Source organism: Geothermobacter ehrlichii, assembly GCF_008124615.1.
GTDB classification, from domain to species: domain Bacteria; phylum Desulfobacterota; class Desulfuromonadia; order Desulfuromonadales; family Geothermobacteraceae; genus Geothermobacter; species Geothermobacter ehrlichii.
The window spans coordinates 259,296-277,088 of the sequence record NZ_VNIB01000003.1 but is presented as its reverse complement, the minus strand read 5'-3'; the positions used below and the strand labels follow the sequence as shown (position 1 = coordinate 277,088).

Below are 17,793 nucleotides of genomic sequence, written 5' to 3'. Positions count from 1 at the left end.
TTGGCGGCGGCCACCGAGGAGGCCATCATCCCCTGCACGGCGCCGATCTTGAGCTTGGCGATGACGTCCTTCTCCCCGCCGAGCTGCGCCAGGGGACGGAAATCGACATAGAGCCGGCCGCCCGATTTTTCCCAGACGGCGTCACGGATCCGGTAGCCGACGGCGATCCCCTCGATGACCGGATGCGAGATGTTGGAGAGGATGTAGGTGTACTTGGCACCGGATGGATCGAATTTCGGCTTCCAGGCGGCCAGGGGGTCTTTCTTCTTTTCGGCGGCGAAGCAGGGAGCGGCGAGCAGGGTCACGAGTAACAGGGCAATCAGAACGGACGTTCTTTTCATCAGACACCTCCACTGGTTGGAATGGTGCCCGGCGCCGACAGAGCGACGGCCGGACAATTGTTGACCCGACGACAACCGACAAAGCCTCTGCCCGTTCACGGGAGACGGCTTGACCCGAATCTGATTTCACAGACGTTCATGCCGCCGACATACGGCACTATCCGCTAGTAAAAATAATACGCTGTTTTATAATAGAATTTCCAGTAATTTTTGGTGTTCAAACAAATAATTTTCGATGCAAAACCCTATAAAACAAAAATTGTTCTATCTTGTTGCGGAATGTTTCCGCCGACCTGCCGTCAGCCGGGCTCGAGCCCCTTGACCAGACTGCGCAGGGCGTCGTTGTAGGGCGTCGGCACCCCGGCCCGCTGGCCGTACTCGCGGATCTTGCCGTTGATGTAGTCGATCTCGGTGATGCGTCCGGCCTCGATATCCTGCAGCATCGACGGCTTGTGTCGGCCGGCGCTCTTGATGTAGTCCATGCAGTCGAGATAGAAATCGGACCCGAGGCTGATCTCGTTGGCCCGTGCCACCATGGTTCCTTCCTTGAGCAGGGCATCGACCAGACCGAACAGGATCGGATCGTTGATCACCTCGAACATGGTCTTGCCGGTCACGGCGCAGACCGGGTTCATGCACGAGTTGTTGACCGTCTTGCGCCAGACCATGTTACGGATGCTGTCGGTATGGCAGGTGTCCAGCCCGCAGGCGGTGAAAACCCGGCAGATGGCGAGAGCCGCCTCGCGGGCAGTCGGGTCGAGCTCCTGCAGGTAGTGCGGCCGGTGATGAAAGGCGAGACGAACCTGCGCCGGTCCCTCGAGCAGGCAGCCGTAATTGACCACCGCCCGCATCACCGCCTTCTTGCCCAGCCGCTCGGCCAGCACCCGCTCGGTGTCGATGCCGTTCTGCCAGCTGACGACATAGCGCCCCTCACCGATGAAGTGTTCGAGCGCCGAGGCGATGATCGGCAATGCCGTCGCCTTGACGGTCACGATCACCACGTCGGGCGGATCATCGCCGAGCAGGTCGACCCGGGTGGTGGAGCGGCCGACCCGGGCCTGGAAATCATCGGTCCCGGTGATGCGGATGCCCGGGTCGAGGGTCGGCTCCAGCAGTGCCGGCACCACGTCGCACAGGGTGACCTCGCAGCCTCCCCGCGCCAGGAAGGCGGCGACGGTACAGCCGACCGGCCCGGCGCCGACCACGGCAAAGTTTTTCGGACTGTAGCCGCCCGTTTCGCTCATTGACATCCCCTCCTCAGGTCCGCGCCTCGAGAATCCCGAACGACTCGGCGTCGAGCAGTTTTCTGCCGTTGCGGGTCAAAATCTCGATGGCGGCGTCGACATCACTGAAGCTGAAGATCATCACCGCCTTGCCGGCCGTCGCCCCGGCCACGGCGTACATGTACTCGACGTTGACCCGCGAATCGAGAAACAGCTCGAGGATGTCGGCCAGCTGCCCCGGCGAATCCTCGATCTCGACGGCGACCACATCCTCGACCCGGGCCGGGATGTGGCGCTCCATGACCACCGCCCGGGCGGCGGCCAGGTCGGAGACCACGATCCGCAGCACGCCGAAGTCGTGGGCGGAATCGCAGATGCAGTTGGCCCGCAGGTTGATGCCGGCGTCCCCCATCGCCCTGGTGACGGCGTGCAGCCGCCCCGGCGCGTTTTCCAGCGGAATGGAGAGCTGTTTCAGCTTCATCGTCCCCCCTATTTCGGCTCGAGGGCCTTGACCAGCCCGCGGATCATGGTGTTGTAGGGGGTGGCGACCCCGGCCTGGAAACCGTACTCGACGATCTTGCCGTTGATGTAATCGATCTCGGTCCGGCGGCCGGCCTCGATGTCCTGCAGCATCGACGGCTTGTGGTTGCCGGCGCTCTTGATGTAGTTGATGGCGAAGGGATAGTAGTTGGAACCGAGGGAAAATTCGTTGATCCGGGCCACGGCGATCCCTTCCTTGATCAGGGAGTCGACCAGGTCGAAGGTGATCGGATCGTTGATGATCTCGACCATGGTCATGCCGGTCACCGCGCACAGCGGATTCATGCAGGCGTTGAGCACCGTCTTGCGCCAGACCATGTCGGCGATCGCCGTGGTGTGATGGGTATCGAGCCCGCACTCGGTGAGCACCCCGGCGATGGCTATGGCGGCGTCCCGCGACTGCGGGTCAAGCTCCTGCAGGTAGTGCGGCCGGTGATGGAAGGCCAGCCGAACCTGGCCGGGCCGGACGGGAACGCAGCCAAAATTGACCACGCCGCGCATCACCGCCCTGGCGCCAAGGTGCTCGGCCAGAACCTGTTCGGTATCGATGCCGTTCTGCCAGCTGATGACATAGCGCCCCTCATCGACAAAGCTCTCCAGGGCGGAGGCGATCAGCGGCAGGGCGGTCGCCTTGACGGTCACGAAGATGACGTCGGGCGGATCGTTGCCCAGATCGTCCACCGAGGTGGTAGTGCGCGCAACCCTGGCCTGCAGGTTGTCGACGCCCTCGATGAGGATGCCGGGATTCAGCGCCGGTTCGAGCAGATCCGGGATGACGTCACACAGGGTAACTTCGTACCCTCCCCAAGCAAGAAACGCCGCGACAACGCTGCCGACAGGGCCGGCGCCGATGACTGCAAACCGCCTGGGCTGATAGGTGCTTTCAGTACTCATGAAACCTCCCGATGCAGAGGAAGCTGACGGTTGAGATCACTGCGGATTTTCAAGAATCCCGAAGGAATCGGCGTCGAGAATCCGGATGTTGCTCTCCTGCAACAGCCTGATGGCCAGATCGTTGTCGCTGAAGCTGAAAACCATCACCGCTTTGCCGGACGAGGTGCCGGCCAGGGCATACATGTACTCGACGTTGACCTGGTTCTCCATCAGCACCTTCAGCACCTTCGCCAGGCTGCCGGGGGCGTCGACGATCTCCACCGCGACCACATCGTCGACCCGGGCCGGCAGCTGCTTCTCCATGATGATCCGCCGCGCCTTGGCGACATCGGAGACCAGAATGCGCAGCACGCCGAACCCAGAGGTGTCGGAGATGCAGAGTGATCTCAGGTTGATGCCGGCCTCGCCGAAGGCGTGCGTCGCCTCGTAGAGGCGCCCCGGCGCGTTTTCAAGAAAGATCGAAATCTGTTTCAGCTTCATGGGCAACTCCTTCGTCGTCGACGGAATCAGGCCGCCGCGCCGCCGGCCAGCGCCTTCAGGTTGACCTCGACCCCCTTGTCTTTCGAAACCTGCTTCACGACCTCGGTGATGACCTCTTCGTCGAGCGGCAGATGCTTCATCACCGTGCCGACCATGACCATGTTCACCGCCTTGCCGTTGCCGGCCTCGCGGGCGATGGAGAGCGCCTCGACTCCCTTGGCTTCGGGACAGATGGCGGCGATCTGCTGCTCGACATCGGGCGGATAGACCGCCAGGCCGGAGGCGACGGTGCTCGGATTGATCGGAACCCGGTTGTAGACCAGGCGGCCGGCCGGCTTCAGGTAGTGGATATAGCGCAGGGCCTCCAGCGGCTCGAAGGAGATCAGCAGATCGGCCGTCCCCGGTGTGACCACCGGCGAGGCAACCTCTTCGCCGATGCGGACGAAGCTGATCACGCTGCCGCCGCGCTGGGCCATGCCGTGCACTTCGTTCTGCTTGACATCCAGCCCGCTGGCCAGGGCACTTTCCGCCAGCACCCGGGAAGCCATCAGCACTCCCTGGCCGCCGACGCCGGCTATGACGATATTAAAGATTGGCATTGTTCGCTCCCTCGATTTCATGCATCGCGTCGAATTTGCACATCTGGCCACAGACCCCGCAGCCGTTGCAGACATTGGGATCAATCCGCACCTTTGGCTTCTCGCCGGTGGCGGTCAGCCCCAGGGCCATGCAGGCAACCTTGAGACAGGCGCGGCAGCCGGTGCACTTCTCCTGGTCGACGGTCATGGCGGGCTTGCGGATCCGGTAGCGCAGGATGCAGGGATTGCGGTCGATCAGCACGTAGGGACCGGGCGTCTCCAGCCCCTTCTTGATCGCCGCCTCGGTGGCGGCGAGATCGTAGGTGTTCAGCTCGAAAACGTTGTCGATGCCCAGCGCCTTGACCAGGGGCACCATCTCCACCTGCCGGGTCGGCTGGCCCTCCAGAGTCCGGCCGGTTCCCGGATTCTCCTGGCCGCCGGTCATGCCGGTGGTGCGGTTGTCCATGATGATGACCAGGGCGTCGCCACCATTGAAGGCCATGCTCAGCAGCCCGGTCATGCCGGAATGGAAGAATGTGGAATCGCCGATCACCGCCACCGGCTTCTGCGCACGGCCGGCGATGGTGTTGACCTTGGCCATGCCGTGGGCGGCGCTGATGCTGGCCCCCATGTCGATCACCGAGTGCATGGCCCCCATCGGCGGCAGTGCCCCCAGGGTGTAGCAGCCGATATCGCCGGAGACGAAGACCTTGAGCTTGCTGAGGATGGTGAACAGGCCGCGATGGGCGCAGCTCGGGCAGAAGACCGGCGGCCGCTGCGGCAGCCCCTCCACCGGTGCGGGAGCGGCAACCTCGCCGCCGTCGAGGGCGGCGCGCAAAAGATCGGCGTTGATCTCGCCGCACAGCGGCAACTTGTCCTTGCCCACGGCGACCTCGATGCCCATGGCGCGGATCTGCTCCTCGAAGATGCCGTCCATCTCCTCGACCACCACCAGCTTGCGTACGGAGCCGGCGAACTCGCGGATCTTCCGCTCCGGCAACGGATGTGCCAGACCCAGCTTGAGGATGGAGGCGTTCGGAAAGGCCTCGCGGGCGTGCTGGTAGGCCACGCCGGAGGTGACGATGCCGAGTTCGGTATCGCGCATTTCGACCCGGTTCAGCGGCGTGGTTTCAGCGAATTCCCGCAGCGCGAGCATCCGCTCCTCGACCACGACGTGCCGCTGGCGGGCGAAGTTCGGCAGCATCACGTACTTGGGCACCTCCTTCTGCCAGTCACCGATCCGCGGCGCCAGCTTCTCCCCCGGCACCACCACTCCCTTGGCATGGGAAATCCGCGTGGTGGTGCGCAGCATGACCGGGGTGTCGAACCGCTCGGAGATCTCGAACCCGGCCCGCACCATGTCGTAGGCGTCCTGCGAGTCGGCCGGATCGAGCAGCGGCACCTTGGCGAAGCGGGCGTAGTTGCGGCTGTCCTGCTCGTTCTGCGACGAATGCATGCCCGGATCGTCGGCCACCATCAGGATCAGCCCGGCGTTGACCCCGGTGTAGGAGAGGGTCAGCAGGGCGTCGGCAGCGACATTGACCCCGACGTGCTTCATCGTCGCCAGCGACCGCCCGCCGGCGATGCTGGCACCGATGGCCGCCTCGAGGGCGACTTTTTCGTTGGCCGCCCACTCGCAGTAGACCTCGCCCAGGCGGGCGACTTCCTCCAGAGTCTCGGTACTGGGAGTTCCCGGATAGCCGGAGGCGAAAACGCCGCCGGCGTCGGTAAAACCGAGCGCTATGGCTTCATTGCCGGAAATGATCTTCTTCATTCAATCCTTCCCTTTTCGATGGGCTCCAAACAGGAGCCTGTTGTGATTATTTAGGACGCCGATCCTGGATTCGCTTCGCCTTTCCCTGACTGCGCGGAATGCTGCCGGGCGGCACCAGGTCGATGTCGACGCTGATGCCGATGACGTCCTTGATGTCGTGCTGCAGGTTGCGCTTCTTGCTGCGCACCGCGGCGACGTCCTCGAGGATGTCGAACTCGTCCCCCTTGAGAATGTCGGCCGCCGCCTTGATCATGAACTCCTCGGTCACCTCGACCTTGACCCGCAGCGAATCCATCGCCCCCTTGCGCTCGACGACGACCATGTAGTGCGGAGAAACCCCTTCGCGCCTCATGATCACCGCCTCGATCTGCGACGGAAAGACGTTGACGCCGCGGATGATCAGCATGTCGTCGCTGCGCCCGCTGACCCGGGCCATCTTGACCAGCGTCCGGCCGCAGGAGCAGGTGCCGTAGGTGAGCCGGGAGATGTCCCGCGTCCGGTAGCGCAGCAGCGGCTGCCCGAACTTGTTGATGGTGGTGAAGACCAGCTCGCCCTCCTCGCCGGCCGGCAGCACCTCGCCGCTGTCGGGATCGATGATTTCCGGATAGAAGAAATCCTCGTTGATGTGCAGGCCGTCCTGCTCCTCGACACACTCGAAGGAGACGCCGGGACCGGTGATTTCGGACAGGCCGTAGATGTCGCAGACCTTGATGCCGAACCTGTCCTGGATCGAGTGGCGCATCGATTCGCTCCAGGGCTCGGCACCGCACAGGGCCACCCGCAGCTTCAGTTGCCGGAAATCGACCCCCATCTGCTCGCCGACCTCGTGGATATGCATCAGGAACGAGGGGGTGGAAGTGAGTGCCGTGGAGCCGAAATCCTCCATCAGCATGATCTGCTTCTGGGTGTTGCCGCCGGAGATGGGAACCACCCCGGCGCCGATACGCAGGGCGCCGTAGTGCATCCCCAGACCTCCGGTGAACAGGCCGTAACCGAAGATGTTCTGCACCACGTCGTCGCGACCGATGCCGGCGCCGGCGCAGGTGCGGGCCATAGCCTCGGACCAGACCTCCAGATCCTGCCTGGTGTAGCAGACCACGATCGGCTTGCCGGTGGTGCCGGAGGTGGCATGATATTCGACGATCTCCTCGGGCGAGACGCAAAACATGCCGAAGGGGTAATGATCGCGCAGGTCCTGCTTGGTGGTAAAGGGAAGCCGCCGGATGTCGTCCAGCGAGCGGATGTCTTCCGGGGACACTCCCAGCTCGTCAAGTTTCTTCCGGTAATGGACGTTCCGCTCGTAGACGTAACGGACTGTCCGCTGCAGACCGGCCAGCTGGATGGCCTGCATCTCGTCGCGACTGATGGTCTCCTCTTTACTCCAAGCCATGATTCCCACCCCTTGTTGTTATTGACACGTCGTTACAGATACTTCAGCTCCTTCGCCTTCTCCCTGATCTCGTCCCGGAACCGCGGATGGGCGATCTCGATCAGCGCCGCGGTCCGCTGGCGGACGGTCTTGCCGTAGAGATCGGCCACTCCGTACTCGGTGACCACGTAATGGACATGGTTGCGGCTGGTGACCACGCCGGCGCCGGTCTTCAGCGTGGGGACGATGCGGCTGACCACCGATCCGTCCCGCAGGGTCGAGGTGCTCGGCAGGGCGATGATCGGCACCCCGCCCCTGGAGCGGGAGGCACCGTAGATGAAATCGAGCTGGCCGCCGACCGCCGAGTGCATCCGGGTACCGATGCTGTCGGCGCAGACCTGGCCGGTCAGGTCGATCTCGATCGCCGAGTTGATCGCCACCATGCGCTCGTTCTGCGCCACCACGAAGGGGTCGTTGACATACTCGGTGCGGTGCAGCTCGACCAGCGGATTGTTGTCGACCCAGTCGTAGAGCCGCTTGGTGCCGAGCAGAAAACCGCAGATGATCTTGCCCGGATGCAGGGTCTTGCGGGCGCCGGTCAGCACCCCGGCCTCGACCAGGTCGATCACCCCGTCGGAGATCAGCTCGGAATGTACGCCGAGGTCCTTCTTGTCCTTGAGAAACCTGAGCACGGCGTTGGGAATCGCCCCGATTCCCATCTGCATGGTCGCCCCGTCGGGAATCAGCCCGGCGATGTGCGCGGCGATCCCCTCGACCACGTCGCCGTCGGCATCGTCCCCCATCGGCATCTCGAACAGCGGCGTATCGGCCGGCACGATGTAGTCCATCCGCTCGATGGGGAAAGCGGTATCGCCCAGGGTGCGCGGCATCTGCTCGTTGACCAGGGCGATCACCGTCTTCGCCACCTCGGCCGCCGAAATGGTCAGGCCCGACTCCGCCCCCATGGAACAGACGCCGTTCTCGTCCGGCGGCGAGACATGGACCAGGGCCACATCGAGAGGCAGGTGGCCGTTCTTGAACAGCAGGGGAAACTCGGAGAGCATCACCGGGGTGAAGTCGGCCCGCCCCTCGTTGATCGCCCGGCGGACGTTGGCGCTGATGAACATCGAATTGACGCGCAGATGACCCTCCATCTCCGGCGCCACGTAGTCGTCCGGACAGATGGTCAGCGGATGGCAGATCTCGACGTCACGCAGCTCGGGCGCCCGCCTGACCAGGGCGTCGAGCAGCGGCAGCGGCACCGAGGCGTTGCCGGTCAGAAAGACCCGGTCTCCCGACTTGATCGCCTTGACCGCCTCGTCCGGGGTGGTGATACGCGACCGATACACCTCTCGCCAGTCAGCTCCCTGTTCCATCGCCTCTTTTTGCATCGTCAACCCCTTCGTCTTCCGGGGTGGGCCGGGCCCACCACCTGGCTCCTGTCGCCGGCGGACAGAGCCCGCACCGCGACGTTGTCAGATCCGGATGCGGCCGTCGACGGCGACGGCGCCGTCGGCAAAGGCCATGACCGGGTTCAGATCCATCTCCCGGATCATCGGCAGGTCGGTCAGCAGCTGCGACACCCGCTGGATCAGCGTGATCACCGCCTCCCGGTCGATGCCGGCCTCGCCGCGCACCCCGTCAAGCAGGGCGGCGGTCTTGATGCCGGACAGCATCTCCTCGGCCTCGGTCCGGGTCACCGGAGCGATCTTGAAGACCACGTCCTTGAGCACCTCGACATAGATGCCGCCGAGGCCAAACATCACCAGGTGCCCCAGTCCGCGTTCGGCGCTGGCGCCGACGATCAGCTCACGGCCGCCGGGCATGAACTTCTGCACCAGGAAACGCAGCTCGCCATGGCTGCCGAGACGCGCCTGCATCTCCTCGACGGCGGCGCGAACCGCCTCGCCATCGGCGAGATTGACGGCGACGCCGCCCATGTCGCTCTTGTGATCGATGGCGGCGCAGTCGACCTTGACCACCACCGGGTAGCCGATCCGCTCGGCGGCGGCGACCGCCTGGCCGGCGTCGTCGGCCATCGCCCAGGGCGCCACCGGAATGCCGTAGGCCTCGAAGATGGCGTAGACCTCCTCGGCCGAGAGCACCGACCGCTCTTCCCGCCCTGCCCGCTCGATCACCTCCCGGGCGCGGGCGGCGTCGACGTCGGTGAAGGTTTCCGGCACGCCGATGTCGCGCTGCCGAATGCGCCCGTAGCGGACCAGGGCGCCGAGAGCGCGGGCGGCGTCGCCCGGATTGGCGTAGAAAGGCACGCCGCCTTCCTTGAGAATCGCCATCGTCTTCTGGAAGCGCTCCAGCTTGAGATTGGTCATGAAGTTGCAGACCAGCGGCTTGCGCCCCTGGCGGCTGACCTCGACGATCTGCCGCGCCACCTCGTCGGTGTCGGTGAAGGGCGCGGTGACGAAATTGATGAAGATGCAGTCGATCTGCTCCTCGTCGAGCAGTACGTCGAGGGCGGCCCTGAACTGCGGCCCGCCGGCGGTGGCGACCACGTCGATCGGGTTTTCCAGCGCCGCCTCGGGGAACTGGGTCTCCCGCAGGCGGGCGATGGCCGCCTCGGAAAGTCTGGGCACTTCGAGATCGAAATCGACCAGGACGTCGGTGGCGATGACCGCCGGACCGCCGGTGTTGGTGATGATGCCGATCCGGTTGCCCTTCGGAATCGGCTGGCTGGAGAAGGCCATCGCCGCGCGCACCATCTCGCCCTCGTCGCGGAAGGGCAGAATGCCGATCTTCTCGAAGATCAGCTCGGTGGCGATATCGACCCCGGCCAGCGAGCCGGTGTGCGAGGAGGCGGCCTTGGCGCCCTCCTCGGTGCGGCCGGCCTTCATCGCCAGGATCGGCTTGCGCGCCGCCACCTCGCGGGCGGCTTCGAGAAATTCGCGCGGCTTGTCAAAGCCTTCGGTGTAGAGCAGGATGGCCCGCGTCCCCTCGTCCTCGCCGTAGTACTGGATGATCTCGGGAATCGACACGTCGCAGGCGTTGCCGTTGGAGGCGTAGAGCCGCTGGCCGATGCCGAGGTCGTCCAGCGCCTGCATGATCAGGGCGCCGACGCCGCCGGAAAGCGCCACGACCGAGATGCTGCCCGGCTCGGGATAGGTGAAGGTGAAGTTGCAGTAGGCCTTCACCTTCGGATCGGAATTGATGATCCCCTGGCAGTTGGGACCGAACACCCGGATACCGTAGGCGCGGGCATGCTCGAGAAACTCCGCCTGCAGCCTGGCCCCTTCCTCGCCCAGCTCGCTGAAGCCGGCGGTGTTGATGATCACCGCCTTGACCCCCTTTTCGCCGCACTCTTTCATCGCCTGGGGGACGAAGCGGCTGGGGACGATGATGTGGGCCAGGTCGACTTCGCCGGGCACTTCGGCCAGCGAGGGATAGGCCTTGAGGCCGCAGACTTCCGGCGCCTTGGGATTGATCGGGTAGATCTGGCCGGTGTAGCCGTAGCGCTGCAGGTTGCGGATGATCACGTTGCCGATCGAGAGCTCCTTGGTGGAGGCGCCGACCAGGGCAACAGCCTTGGGCCAAAACAGGGCGTCAAGCATGGCGTTTGCTCTCCTCAAGCTGTTCGATGAAAGCTTCGACATTGGTGCGGGTCTGTTCGTCGGAAATACAGCGCAGATCGTTGAGATCGCCGGAGATCACCAGGCTGGGAATGCCGGTCTCGTTCTCCAGGCGCTGGGGCATGCCGTAGCGGTTGTTGGAGTTGCAGGGACAGGTCTTGGCGTCGTGGTAGATGATGCCGTCGATGCGGAATTTTTCCAGCATCTGCTTGATGTAGCGCTCCTTGTAGGCGTCGGAGCGGACGATGAACAGGCTCAGGTAGGCACGGGCCATGCTGCGGATCGGATCCTGCGGATCGAAGTCGGGAAAGATCCAGCTGCTGCAGTAGGTGGAGACCAGAACACTCGCCCGCAGCCCGGCGAACATCTCGGAATGCTGCCGCAGTCGGCCCCAGACCGGCATCCCCTCCCAGTAGATGCGGTAGCGCTCGTCATCGACCGCGCCGACACCGGAAGCGATCCGCTCTTCCAGCTCGGCCAGCAGCAGCCGGTAATAGTCGACCGCCTGCCGGGTGCCGCGCAGCACCACCGCCGGCCCCATGTGGATGGTGCCGTCGAAAAAGGTCAGCGGCGACGGGGTGGCGGAGGCGGTCTCCAGCACCTGCCGCCAGAGCTCGGTGCACTCGCGGGACAGGGCCACCGTCTCGCGCAGCCGTTCCATGTCGAGCCTGCTGCCGGCGACCTCTTCCAGGGTCGGGATCAGCGCCTCGATCTGCCGGCTGACATCGTCGACCAGAATCTCGCTGACCTCGGTGAAATTCTTCGGCGAGGTGATGCCGATGCAGGGGACGTCGAACTCGCGCGCGTACCAGGAGAACCAGTCCTGGACGTCGCGGCACTGGTTGGTATTGAAGACCAGCACGTCGGGCCGGGGCGGACCCTCGATGCCGGGATAGGCCTTGGAAAGGGGCGAGATCCCCTTGCGGTAGGCGCCGATGTCGGCGGTCAGGTAGGAGCAGATGTCGGGCGAGTAGCCGATGGCGTTGGCCTCCGGAATCAGCTCGGTCGCCATCCGGGTGGCGCCGAGCATGGCGGCGTGGTTTTCCGGAAAGTGCACCGCAAACCCCATCGCCCGCAGCAGTTCGGCCGGGCCGACGCTGGTGCACCAGGCGACCTTGCGGGTGGGGGAGGCGGCCGCGGCGTTGAGGTCGTAGAAGTACTCGGACATGATCTTCATCATCTGCCCGGTGGATTCGATCTTCTTGCGTGCCGGTTGCTTCTCCTGCGCCATGACTCCTCCCGCGAAGCTGTTTCGTGTTCTACCTGTCCGTCATCCTGGTGAACCTTCCGGCCTCTTCGCCACTCGCTCCAGGCACCAAGGTCACCAAGAAAACCTTCAAACCTTTATGTCTCTTACCTCCAGCAGTTCTTCTTCTTTTTCCTTCTTGGTGCTCATGGCATCCTGGCGGCCGCCATGAGATTTCACAGGCATCGGTCGGCTTCCTCCAAGGCAAAGAGTGACGCGCCGATGGCGCCGGTCAGCTGGGGATGGTTCGGCAGCAGCACCGGCCGGTCGATCAGCTCCTCGGTCATCTCCACCAGGTAGGGGTTGTGGGCCACCACTCCCCCACACAGAACGACCTTTTCGGTCAGCGAGTCCATCTCCAGAACCCGCTTGATCATGGAATAGAAGATGCCCTTGATGATGTCGGCGACCGGCTTGCCGCGCCGGATGTTCTCCAGCACCTCGGTGGCTGAAAAGACGGTGCAGTAGCTGCCGAGCCTGATCGTCTCGGTCGCCTGGCGGGCCATCTCGTTCATCTGTTCCAGGGGGATGTCGAGCCGGGCCGACATCTCTTCGAGAAAGGCGCCGGTGCCGGCGGCGCACTTGCGGTTCATCTTGAAGCTGTCACGCCGCCCCGCGGCATCGAGCTTGATGATCTTGTTGTCCTGGCCGCCGATGTCGATGATGGTGATCGCCTCTGGAAAGCTGTGGTGGCAGCCGCGGGCGTGACAGCTGATCTCGGTCCGGGTCCGGCTGGTGATGAAGGCGACATTGTTGCGTCCGTAGCCGGTGGCGACCGCCCCGGCCACATCGTCCGCTCCGGCGTCGGCCATCCGCAGGGCGTCCTCGAGGCAGGCGGCCGCGGCGGCGGCGAAATCGACACCCGATTTCTTCACCGCGTGGCCGAGCAGCGTCGCCCGGCTGTCGAGCACGACAACCTTGGTCCGCGACGCCCCCAGATCAAGACCGACATAGACAGGTTTGGCCATTTTTGCCTCGATGGCACGGCTCGCCGTGCCGCAACGCCCGGATGACGGGCCCGGCCGGGCCCGTCATCCGGGCAACGGTTAGCTGCGAAACGCCGGAATTCCGGTGATTTCCTGACCGATGATCAGGGTGTGCATGTCATGGGTTCCCTCGTAGGTGTAGATCGATTCGAGGTTGGCCATGTGGCGCATGATCGGGTATTCGCCCATGATGCCGTTGGCGCCGAGAATGGTCCGGGCGGCGCTGGCGATCTCGCGGGCGATGTTGGCGTTGTTCATCTTGGCCATGGAAACCTGGGCCGGGGTATAGGTGCCGGCATCCTTGAGCCGGCCGAGCTGGTAGGCGAGCAGCTGTCCCTTGGTCAGTTCGGTGACCATCTCGGCCAGCTTCTTCTGCTGCAGCTGGGTGGCGGCGATCGGCCGGTCGAACTGGATCCGGTTCAGGGCGTAGTCGAGCGCCGTCTGGTAGCACATCTCGGCGGCGCCGAGGGTGCCCCAGGCGATGCCGTAGCGGGCCTGGGTCAGGCAGCCGAGCGGCCCCTTGAGGCCGACCACGCCCGGCAGCAGGCTTTCTTCCTCGTCGACGATGACATCCTCGAGCACCAGCTCGGAGGTGACCGAGGCGCGCAGGCTCCACTTGCCCTTCATCTGCGGAGCGGAGAAGCCGGGGGTGTCGGTCGGCACCAGGAACCCGCGGATCCCCTCGTCGGTCTTCGCCCAGACCACCGCCACATGGGCGATGCTGCCGTTGGTGATCCACATCTTGGTGCCGTTGATGCGCCACTTGCCGTTCCCCTCACGCACCGCCCTGGTGCGCATGCCGGCCGGGTTGGAACCGAAATCGGGTTCGGTCAGGCCGAAGCAGCCGATCACCTCGCCGGTGGCCATCTTCGGCAGCCAGTACTCCTTTTGCGCCTCGGTGCCGTAGGCATAGACCGGATACATGACCAGGGAACTCTGCACCGAAACGAAGCTGCGCAGCCCCGAGTCGCCCCGCTCCAGCTCGTAATTGAGCAGGCCGTAGGCGACATTGGACAGCCCGGCACAGCCGTACTTTTCCGGCAGGTTGGAACCGTAGAAGCCGAGTTCGCCCATCGGACGGATCAGGTGCTCGGGAAAGGTCTCGGTCTGGGCGCACTCCTCGATGATCGGCAGGACATGCTCGTTGACGAACTGCCGGGCGGTCTCCCGCACCAGTTTCTCTTCATCGGTCAGCAGGCCCTGCAGGCCCATGTAATCGGTCATTTCGGTGGTCAGATTCATGGCGGCTCCCTTTTCATGTTCCAGGATTCCTGAGCAAGAATTCTTCAGGATTCTTTCCCAACGCGTAAGTCGCAAAGGCCGCAGAGACGGAGGGGCACCGGATCTGAAAATCCATCTGCCCCTGCGCTCTCTGCATCTCGGCGCCTCTGCGTTAATTTTTTTTCATCGCTTCATGCACGTCCTGTTTTTCGTGACCTGTCAGTAGCGCGCCACCTCCGACTCGATGGTGCGCACCATGTTGACCAGCCGCGGGCCGATGTCATCTTCCAGCATGTGCGGCCGCAGCACGAAGGACGGCGCCGCGCAGTTGAAACTGAGCAGCCGGCAGCCGGCGATCGGCAGCATCGGCACGCCGACGGCGTTGACATCGCTGCGCCAGTCGCCGATGGAGAAACAGAAGCCGCGCTCCTCGTAGTCGCGCAGGGCCTGCTCGATGCCTGCCTTGTGCTTCGGCCAGGCGGCCTCGTCGCGCTTGCGGATATGGTCGAGCAGCTGGTCCCGCTCCTGTTCCGGCAGGCCGCAGAGCAGCGCCCGGCCCATGGCGGTAGTCGCGATCGGCACCCGGGTACCCGGTACCCGCCGCAAGGAGACGGTGGCGGCGGTGCTGTGCCGGCCGTCGAGATAGATCATCCCCAGCCGGTCGCGGGTACCGACCGAAACCACCGTGTGCGAGTAGTCGGCCAGCTCCTGCATCAGCGGTCGGGCGATCTTCAGCACTTCCATGTTGGTGAGCAGGGAATAGCCGAGTGAGAGCACCGAGGTGCCGAGCTGGTACTTGCCCAGCTTCTCGTCGTGGTACAGGTAGCCCATCTTGGTGAGGGTGTAGGTGAGGCGGGAGACGGTCGGCTTCGGCAGGCCGGTGCGGCGGGCGATATCCTGGTTGCCCAGGTGCCGGTCGTGCGGCCGGAAACAGCGCAGCACCTCCAGCCCACGCGCCAGTGCGGTCACGAACCGGCGGTCCTGGGCGGCATCCTCCGACTCGATGCCGAAGGCGTAATCCCGGTCGACCAGGTCGTCCCGGCCGTCTTTCGACTTCGGGCCGCCTTTCAACTTCAACTTATCGGTTGCCTGTTCGCTCATCGCGTCCTTTCCCGACCTTTCCTCTCCGGCGACTGACGGCCGCCACAAGCGGGCACGCCAGCTTTCGCGTGCTCCATCTCTACCGTAAAAGCGCCGCCCATGTCAAGGCAATAAAACGTTGTTTTTTGAAAATTAATTTCGCACTGCAAAATTTAACAACGTGGGGAACCTGCGCGAAAAGGGTTAAAAAATCGTCGAAATCTCATCAGACCACCCCCAACACAACGTCTAACTGCCCTGTATCAAAAATAAAAAAACCAATCTGCGGCCGACAGAAAAATTACTGTTTACAAACACTGTGTTGTCGGGTAGGATTTACAAAAATTGGAATTATATTTCGCATTGCGAAACTCAAGGCGGGACCAAACAGACCTGTCTTGACGCCGTTCGAAAACAAAACCATCACAATCAAAACGGAGAGGGCCAACAGATGAAACCGATCACAACCGTCGGGGTCGTCGGAGCGGGAACCATGGGCTCGGCGATCGCCCAGCACTTCATCATGAAGGGACTGCCGGTCATCCTGCTCGACCAGCAGGACGCCTTTCTGGAAAAAGGCGTCGGACACATCCGCTCGTCGCTGGAAGAGGCCATGCAGCGCAAGCTGATCGACGAGGCGGGCTTAGAGCAGATCCTCGGCCGGCTGCGCTGCACCACCGACCAGGCGGCGCTGGCCGAAGCCGACCTGGTGGTGGAGGCGATCTTCGAAAACCTGGAGGTCAAGAAGCAGTTGTTCGCCGAGCTGGAGCAGGTGGTCGGCGCCGACTGCATCCTGGCCAGCAACACCTCCTCCTTTCTGATCAGCGACATCGCCGCCGACCTGAAGACCCCCGAGCGGGTGGTCGGCGTCCACTACTTCTATCACGCGGCCAAGAACAAGCTGGTGGAGATCATTCCCGGCGAGAAGACCGACGGCGCCATCGTCAGCGCGCTGGAGAATTTCTACAGCTACTACGACAAGACTCCGATCCTGGTAAAGGACGCGCCCGGCTTCGCCGTCAACCGCTTCTTCGTTCCCTGGCTCAACGAGGCGGCCCGCCTCCTTGAGGAGGGCTTCGGCAGCATCGCCTTCATCGACCGGGTCGCCTGCGAGGTCTTCGGCGTCGGCATGGGGCCCTTCGCACTGATGAACGCCACCGGGGTGCCGATCGCCATGCACGCCGCCGACGGCCTGGCCGGCAAGCTCGGCCCCTTCTACGCCCCGGCGGAGATTCTCTGCAAGCAGGTCGAAGCGAAACAGGACTGGGACGTCGAGGACAGCACGCCGCTGAACGACGGCTCCGACCAGAAAGAGGTCGTCATCCGCCGCCTGGTCGGCGCCAGCCTCGGCGTCGCCGCGCAGATGGTCGACGAAGGGGTGGTCGACGCCACTTCCGCCGACCTGGGCGCCCGTGCCGGCCTGCGCTGGCCGGTCGGTCCCTTCGAACTGCTCGGCAAGCTCGGCCCGGACCGTGTGCGGGAGATGGTCGAAAGCGTCTTTTCCGCCTGGGACCTGCCCCTTCCGGCCTGTCTCGAGAAGGCGGCCGCCGGCCAGGCCCTCAGTCTCGACTGGGTGACCACCGAGGTCGTCGGCGACACCGGCTTCATCATCTTCAACCTGCCCGACCGGATGAATCCCCTCGGCGAGCAGGTCATGGAGCAGCTCGACCGCTGCGTCGACGAGCTCAACGCCCGTGACGACATCGACAGGATCATCATTCACGGCAAGGGCAAGGCCTTCATCGCCGGCGCCGACATCAAGTTCTTCCTCGACGCCATGGACGCCGGCGACCTGGACCGCATCCAGCGTTTCACCGAGTTCGGCCACCGGGTGCTGAACAAGATCGGCGCCTCGGACAAGACCACCTTCGCCTATCTCGACGGCCTGACCCTGGGTGGTGGCCTGGAGCTGGCGCTGGCCTGCGACTACCGCATCGGCACCCGCAAGTCGGTGCTCGCCTTCCCCGAAACCGGCATCGGCATCTACCCGGGCCTCGGCGGCACCCAGCGCACCAGCCGGCTGATCGGCGTCGCCCGCGCCAAGCTGCTGATCGCCACCGGCCAGTTCATCAACGCCAAACAGGCCTACGCCTTCGGCCTGGTCGATACCGTCATCGATCCCCCCTTCGACTGGCGGGAGCTGGCCGGCTTCAGCATCGACAGGCCCCAGGCCGGCCGTACCGAGGAAACGCCGGAAGAAGCCGCCTTCGCCGCCTTCGACGGCGACCTGTCCAGCCCGCTGCTCGACCGGGAAGGCTTCGAAAAACAGGCCAAGGGAATCCGCCGCAAGGCGCCGATCGCCCTGAAGATGGCCATGGAGCTGATCGACAAGGGACGCGACCTCGATCTGGCGGCGGGCCTGCAGCTGGAGCTGGACGGACTGAAGACCATCTTCGCCACCGCGGACGCGAAAACCGGACTGAGCAGCATCATCACCGGTCAGAAACCGGTCTTTATCGGCAAATGAGAATCGGGGACGG

14 protein-coding genes and 1 pseudogene are annotated in these 17,793 nt (G+C 64.1%); 1 reads left to right on the top strand and 14 read right to left on the bottom strand.

The annotated features are described in order from the left end of the window. The 14 genes and pseudogenes from EDC39_RS05330 to EDC39_RS05265 form a co-directional block, all read right to left on the bottom strand. Positions 1–341: pseudogene (locus EDC39_RS05330) on the bottom strand (TRAP transporter substrate-binding protein); the annotation flags it as partial. 299 nt (positions 342–640) lie between these two features. Continuing rightward, a complete protein-coding gene (locus EDC39_RS05325; RefSeq protein ID WP_148895334.1) occupies positions 641–1,585 on the bottom strand; it encodes a ketopantoate reductase family protein in 945 nt (314 codons plus the stop codon). A gap of 13 nt (positions 1,586–1,598) precedes the next feature. Then, positions 1,599–2,045 carry an amino acid-binding protein gene (locus tag EDC39_RS05320; RefSeq protein ID WP_148895333.1) on the bottom strand — a complete coding sequence of 149 codons (447 nt, stop codon included), beginning with the start codon at positions 2,043–2,045 and terminating at the stop codon, positions 1,599–1,601. An 8-nt stretch (positions 2,046–2,053) separates the two neighbouring features. Beyond that, complete coding sequence (locus EDC39_RS05315; RefSeq protein WP_148895332.1) at positions 2,054–2,998, bottom strand: ketopantoate reductase family protein; 945 nt, start codon at positions 2,996–2,998, stop codon at positions 2,054–2,056. Positions 2,999–3,034: 36 nt separating this feature from the next. Beyond that, positions 3,035–3,478, bottom strand: a complete 444-nt coding sequence (locus tag EDC39_RS05310; RefSeq protein WP_148895331.1) for an amino acid-binding protein — start codon at positions 3,476–3,478, stop codon at positions 3,035–3,037. Positions 3,479–3,504: 26 nt separating this feature from the next. Further along, entirely contained in the window at positions 3,505–4,077 is a 573-nt protein-coding gene (locus EDC39_RS05305) for an indolepyruvate oxidoreductase subunit beta (protein ID WP_148895330.1), read from the bottom strand. Next, positions 4,064–5,830 carry a thiamine pyrophosphate-dependent enzyme gene (locus EDC39_RS05300; protein ID WP_148895329.1) on the bottom strand — a complete coding sequence of 589 codons (1,767 nt, stop codon included), beginning with the start codon at positions 5,828–5,830 and terminating at the stop codon, positions 4,064–4,066. The genes EDC39_RS05305 and EDC39_RS05300 overlap by 14 nt, the downstream gene beginning before the upstream one ends. Positions 5,831–5,876: 46 nt before the next feature. Then, positions 5,877–7,220, bottom strand: a complete 1,344-nt coding sequence (locus EDC39_RS05295) for a phenylacetate--CoA ligase family protein (protein WP_148895328.1) — start codon at positions 7,218–7,220, stop codon at positions 5,877–5,879. Between the two features lie 32 nt (positions 7,221–7,252). Further along, positions 7,253–8,575, bottom strand: coding sequence for an acetyl-CoA hydrolase/transferase family protein (locus EDC39_RS05290; RefSeq protein ID WP_148895349.1), 1,323 nt, complete (start codon positions 8,573–8,575; stop codon positions 7,253–7,255). A 99-nt stretch (positions 8,576–8,674) separates the two neighbouring features. Further along, positions 8,675–10,762 carry an acetate--CoA ligase family protein gene (locus tag EDC39_RS05285; RefSeq protein WP_148895327.1) on the bottom strand — a complete coding sequence of 696 codons (2,088 nt, stop codon included), beginning with the start codon at positions 10,760–10,762 and terminating at the stop codon, positions 8,675–8,677. Further along, positions 10,755–12,011, bottom strand: a complete 1,257-nt coding sequence (locus EDC39_RS05280; protein ID WP_148895326.1) for a 2-hydroxyacyl-CoA dehydratase subunit D — start codon at positions 12,009–12,011, stop codon at positions 10,755–10,757. Before EDC39_RS05280 ends, EDC39_RS05285 begins: the two co-directional genes overlap by 8 nt. 191 nt (positions 12,012–12,202) lie before the next feature. Further along, positions 12,203–12,994, bottom strand: a complete 792-nt coding sequence (locus tag EDC39_RS05275) for an acyl-CoA dehydratase activase (RefSeq protein WP_148895325.1) — start codon at positions 12,992–12,994, stop codon at positions 12,203–12,205. Between the two features lie 78 nt (positions 12,995–13,072). Next, on the bottom strand, positions 13,073–14,254 hold the full coding sequence (locus EDC39_RS05270; protein WP_148895324.1) for an acyl-CoA dehydrogenase family protein: 1,182 nt from the start codon (positions 14,252–14,254) through the stop codon (positions 13,073–13,075). A 198-nt stretch (positions 14,255–14,452) separates the two neighbouring features. Continuing rightward, the gene (locus EDC39_RS05265; RefSeq protein ID WP_148895323.1) at positions 14,453–15,334 is read right to left on the bottom strand and encodes an IclR family transcriptional regulator; all 882 of its coding nucleotides are present in this window, start codon (positions 15,332–15,334) and stop codon (positions 14,453–14,455) included. Between the two features lie 430 nt (positions 15,335–15,764). Between EDC39_RS05265 and EDC39_RS05260 the strand changes: the two genes are divergently transcribed. After that, positions 15,765–17,780 (top strand): 3-hydroxyacyl-CoA dehydrogenase/enoyl-CoA hydratase family protein, encoded by a 2,016-nt coding sequence (locus EDC39_RS05260; protein WP_148895322.1) that lies wholly within the window; start codon positions 15,765–15,767, stop codon positions 17,778–17,780. Positions 17,781–17,793: the final 13 nt, after the last annotated feature.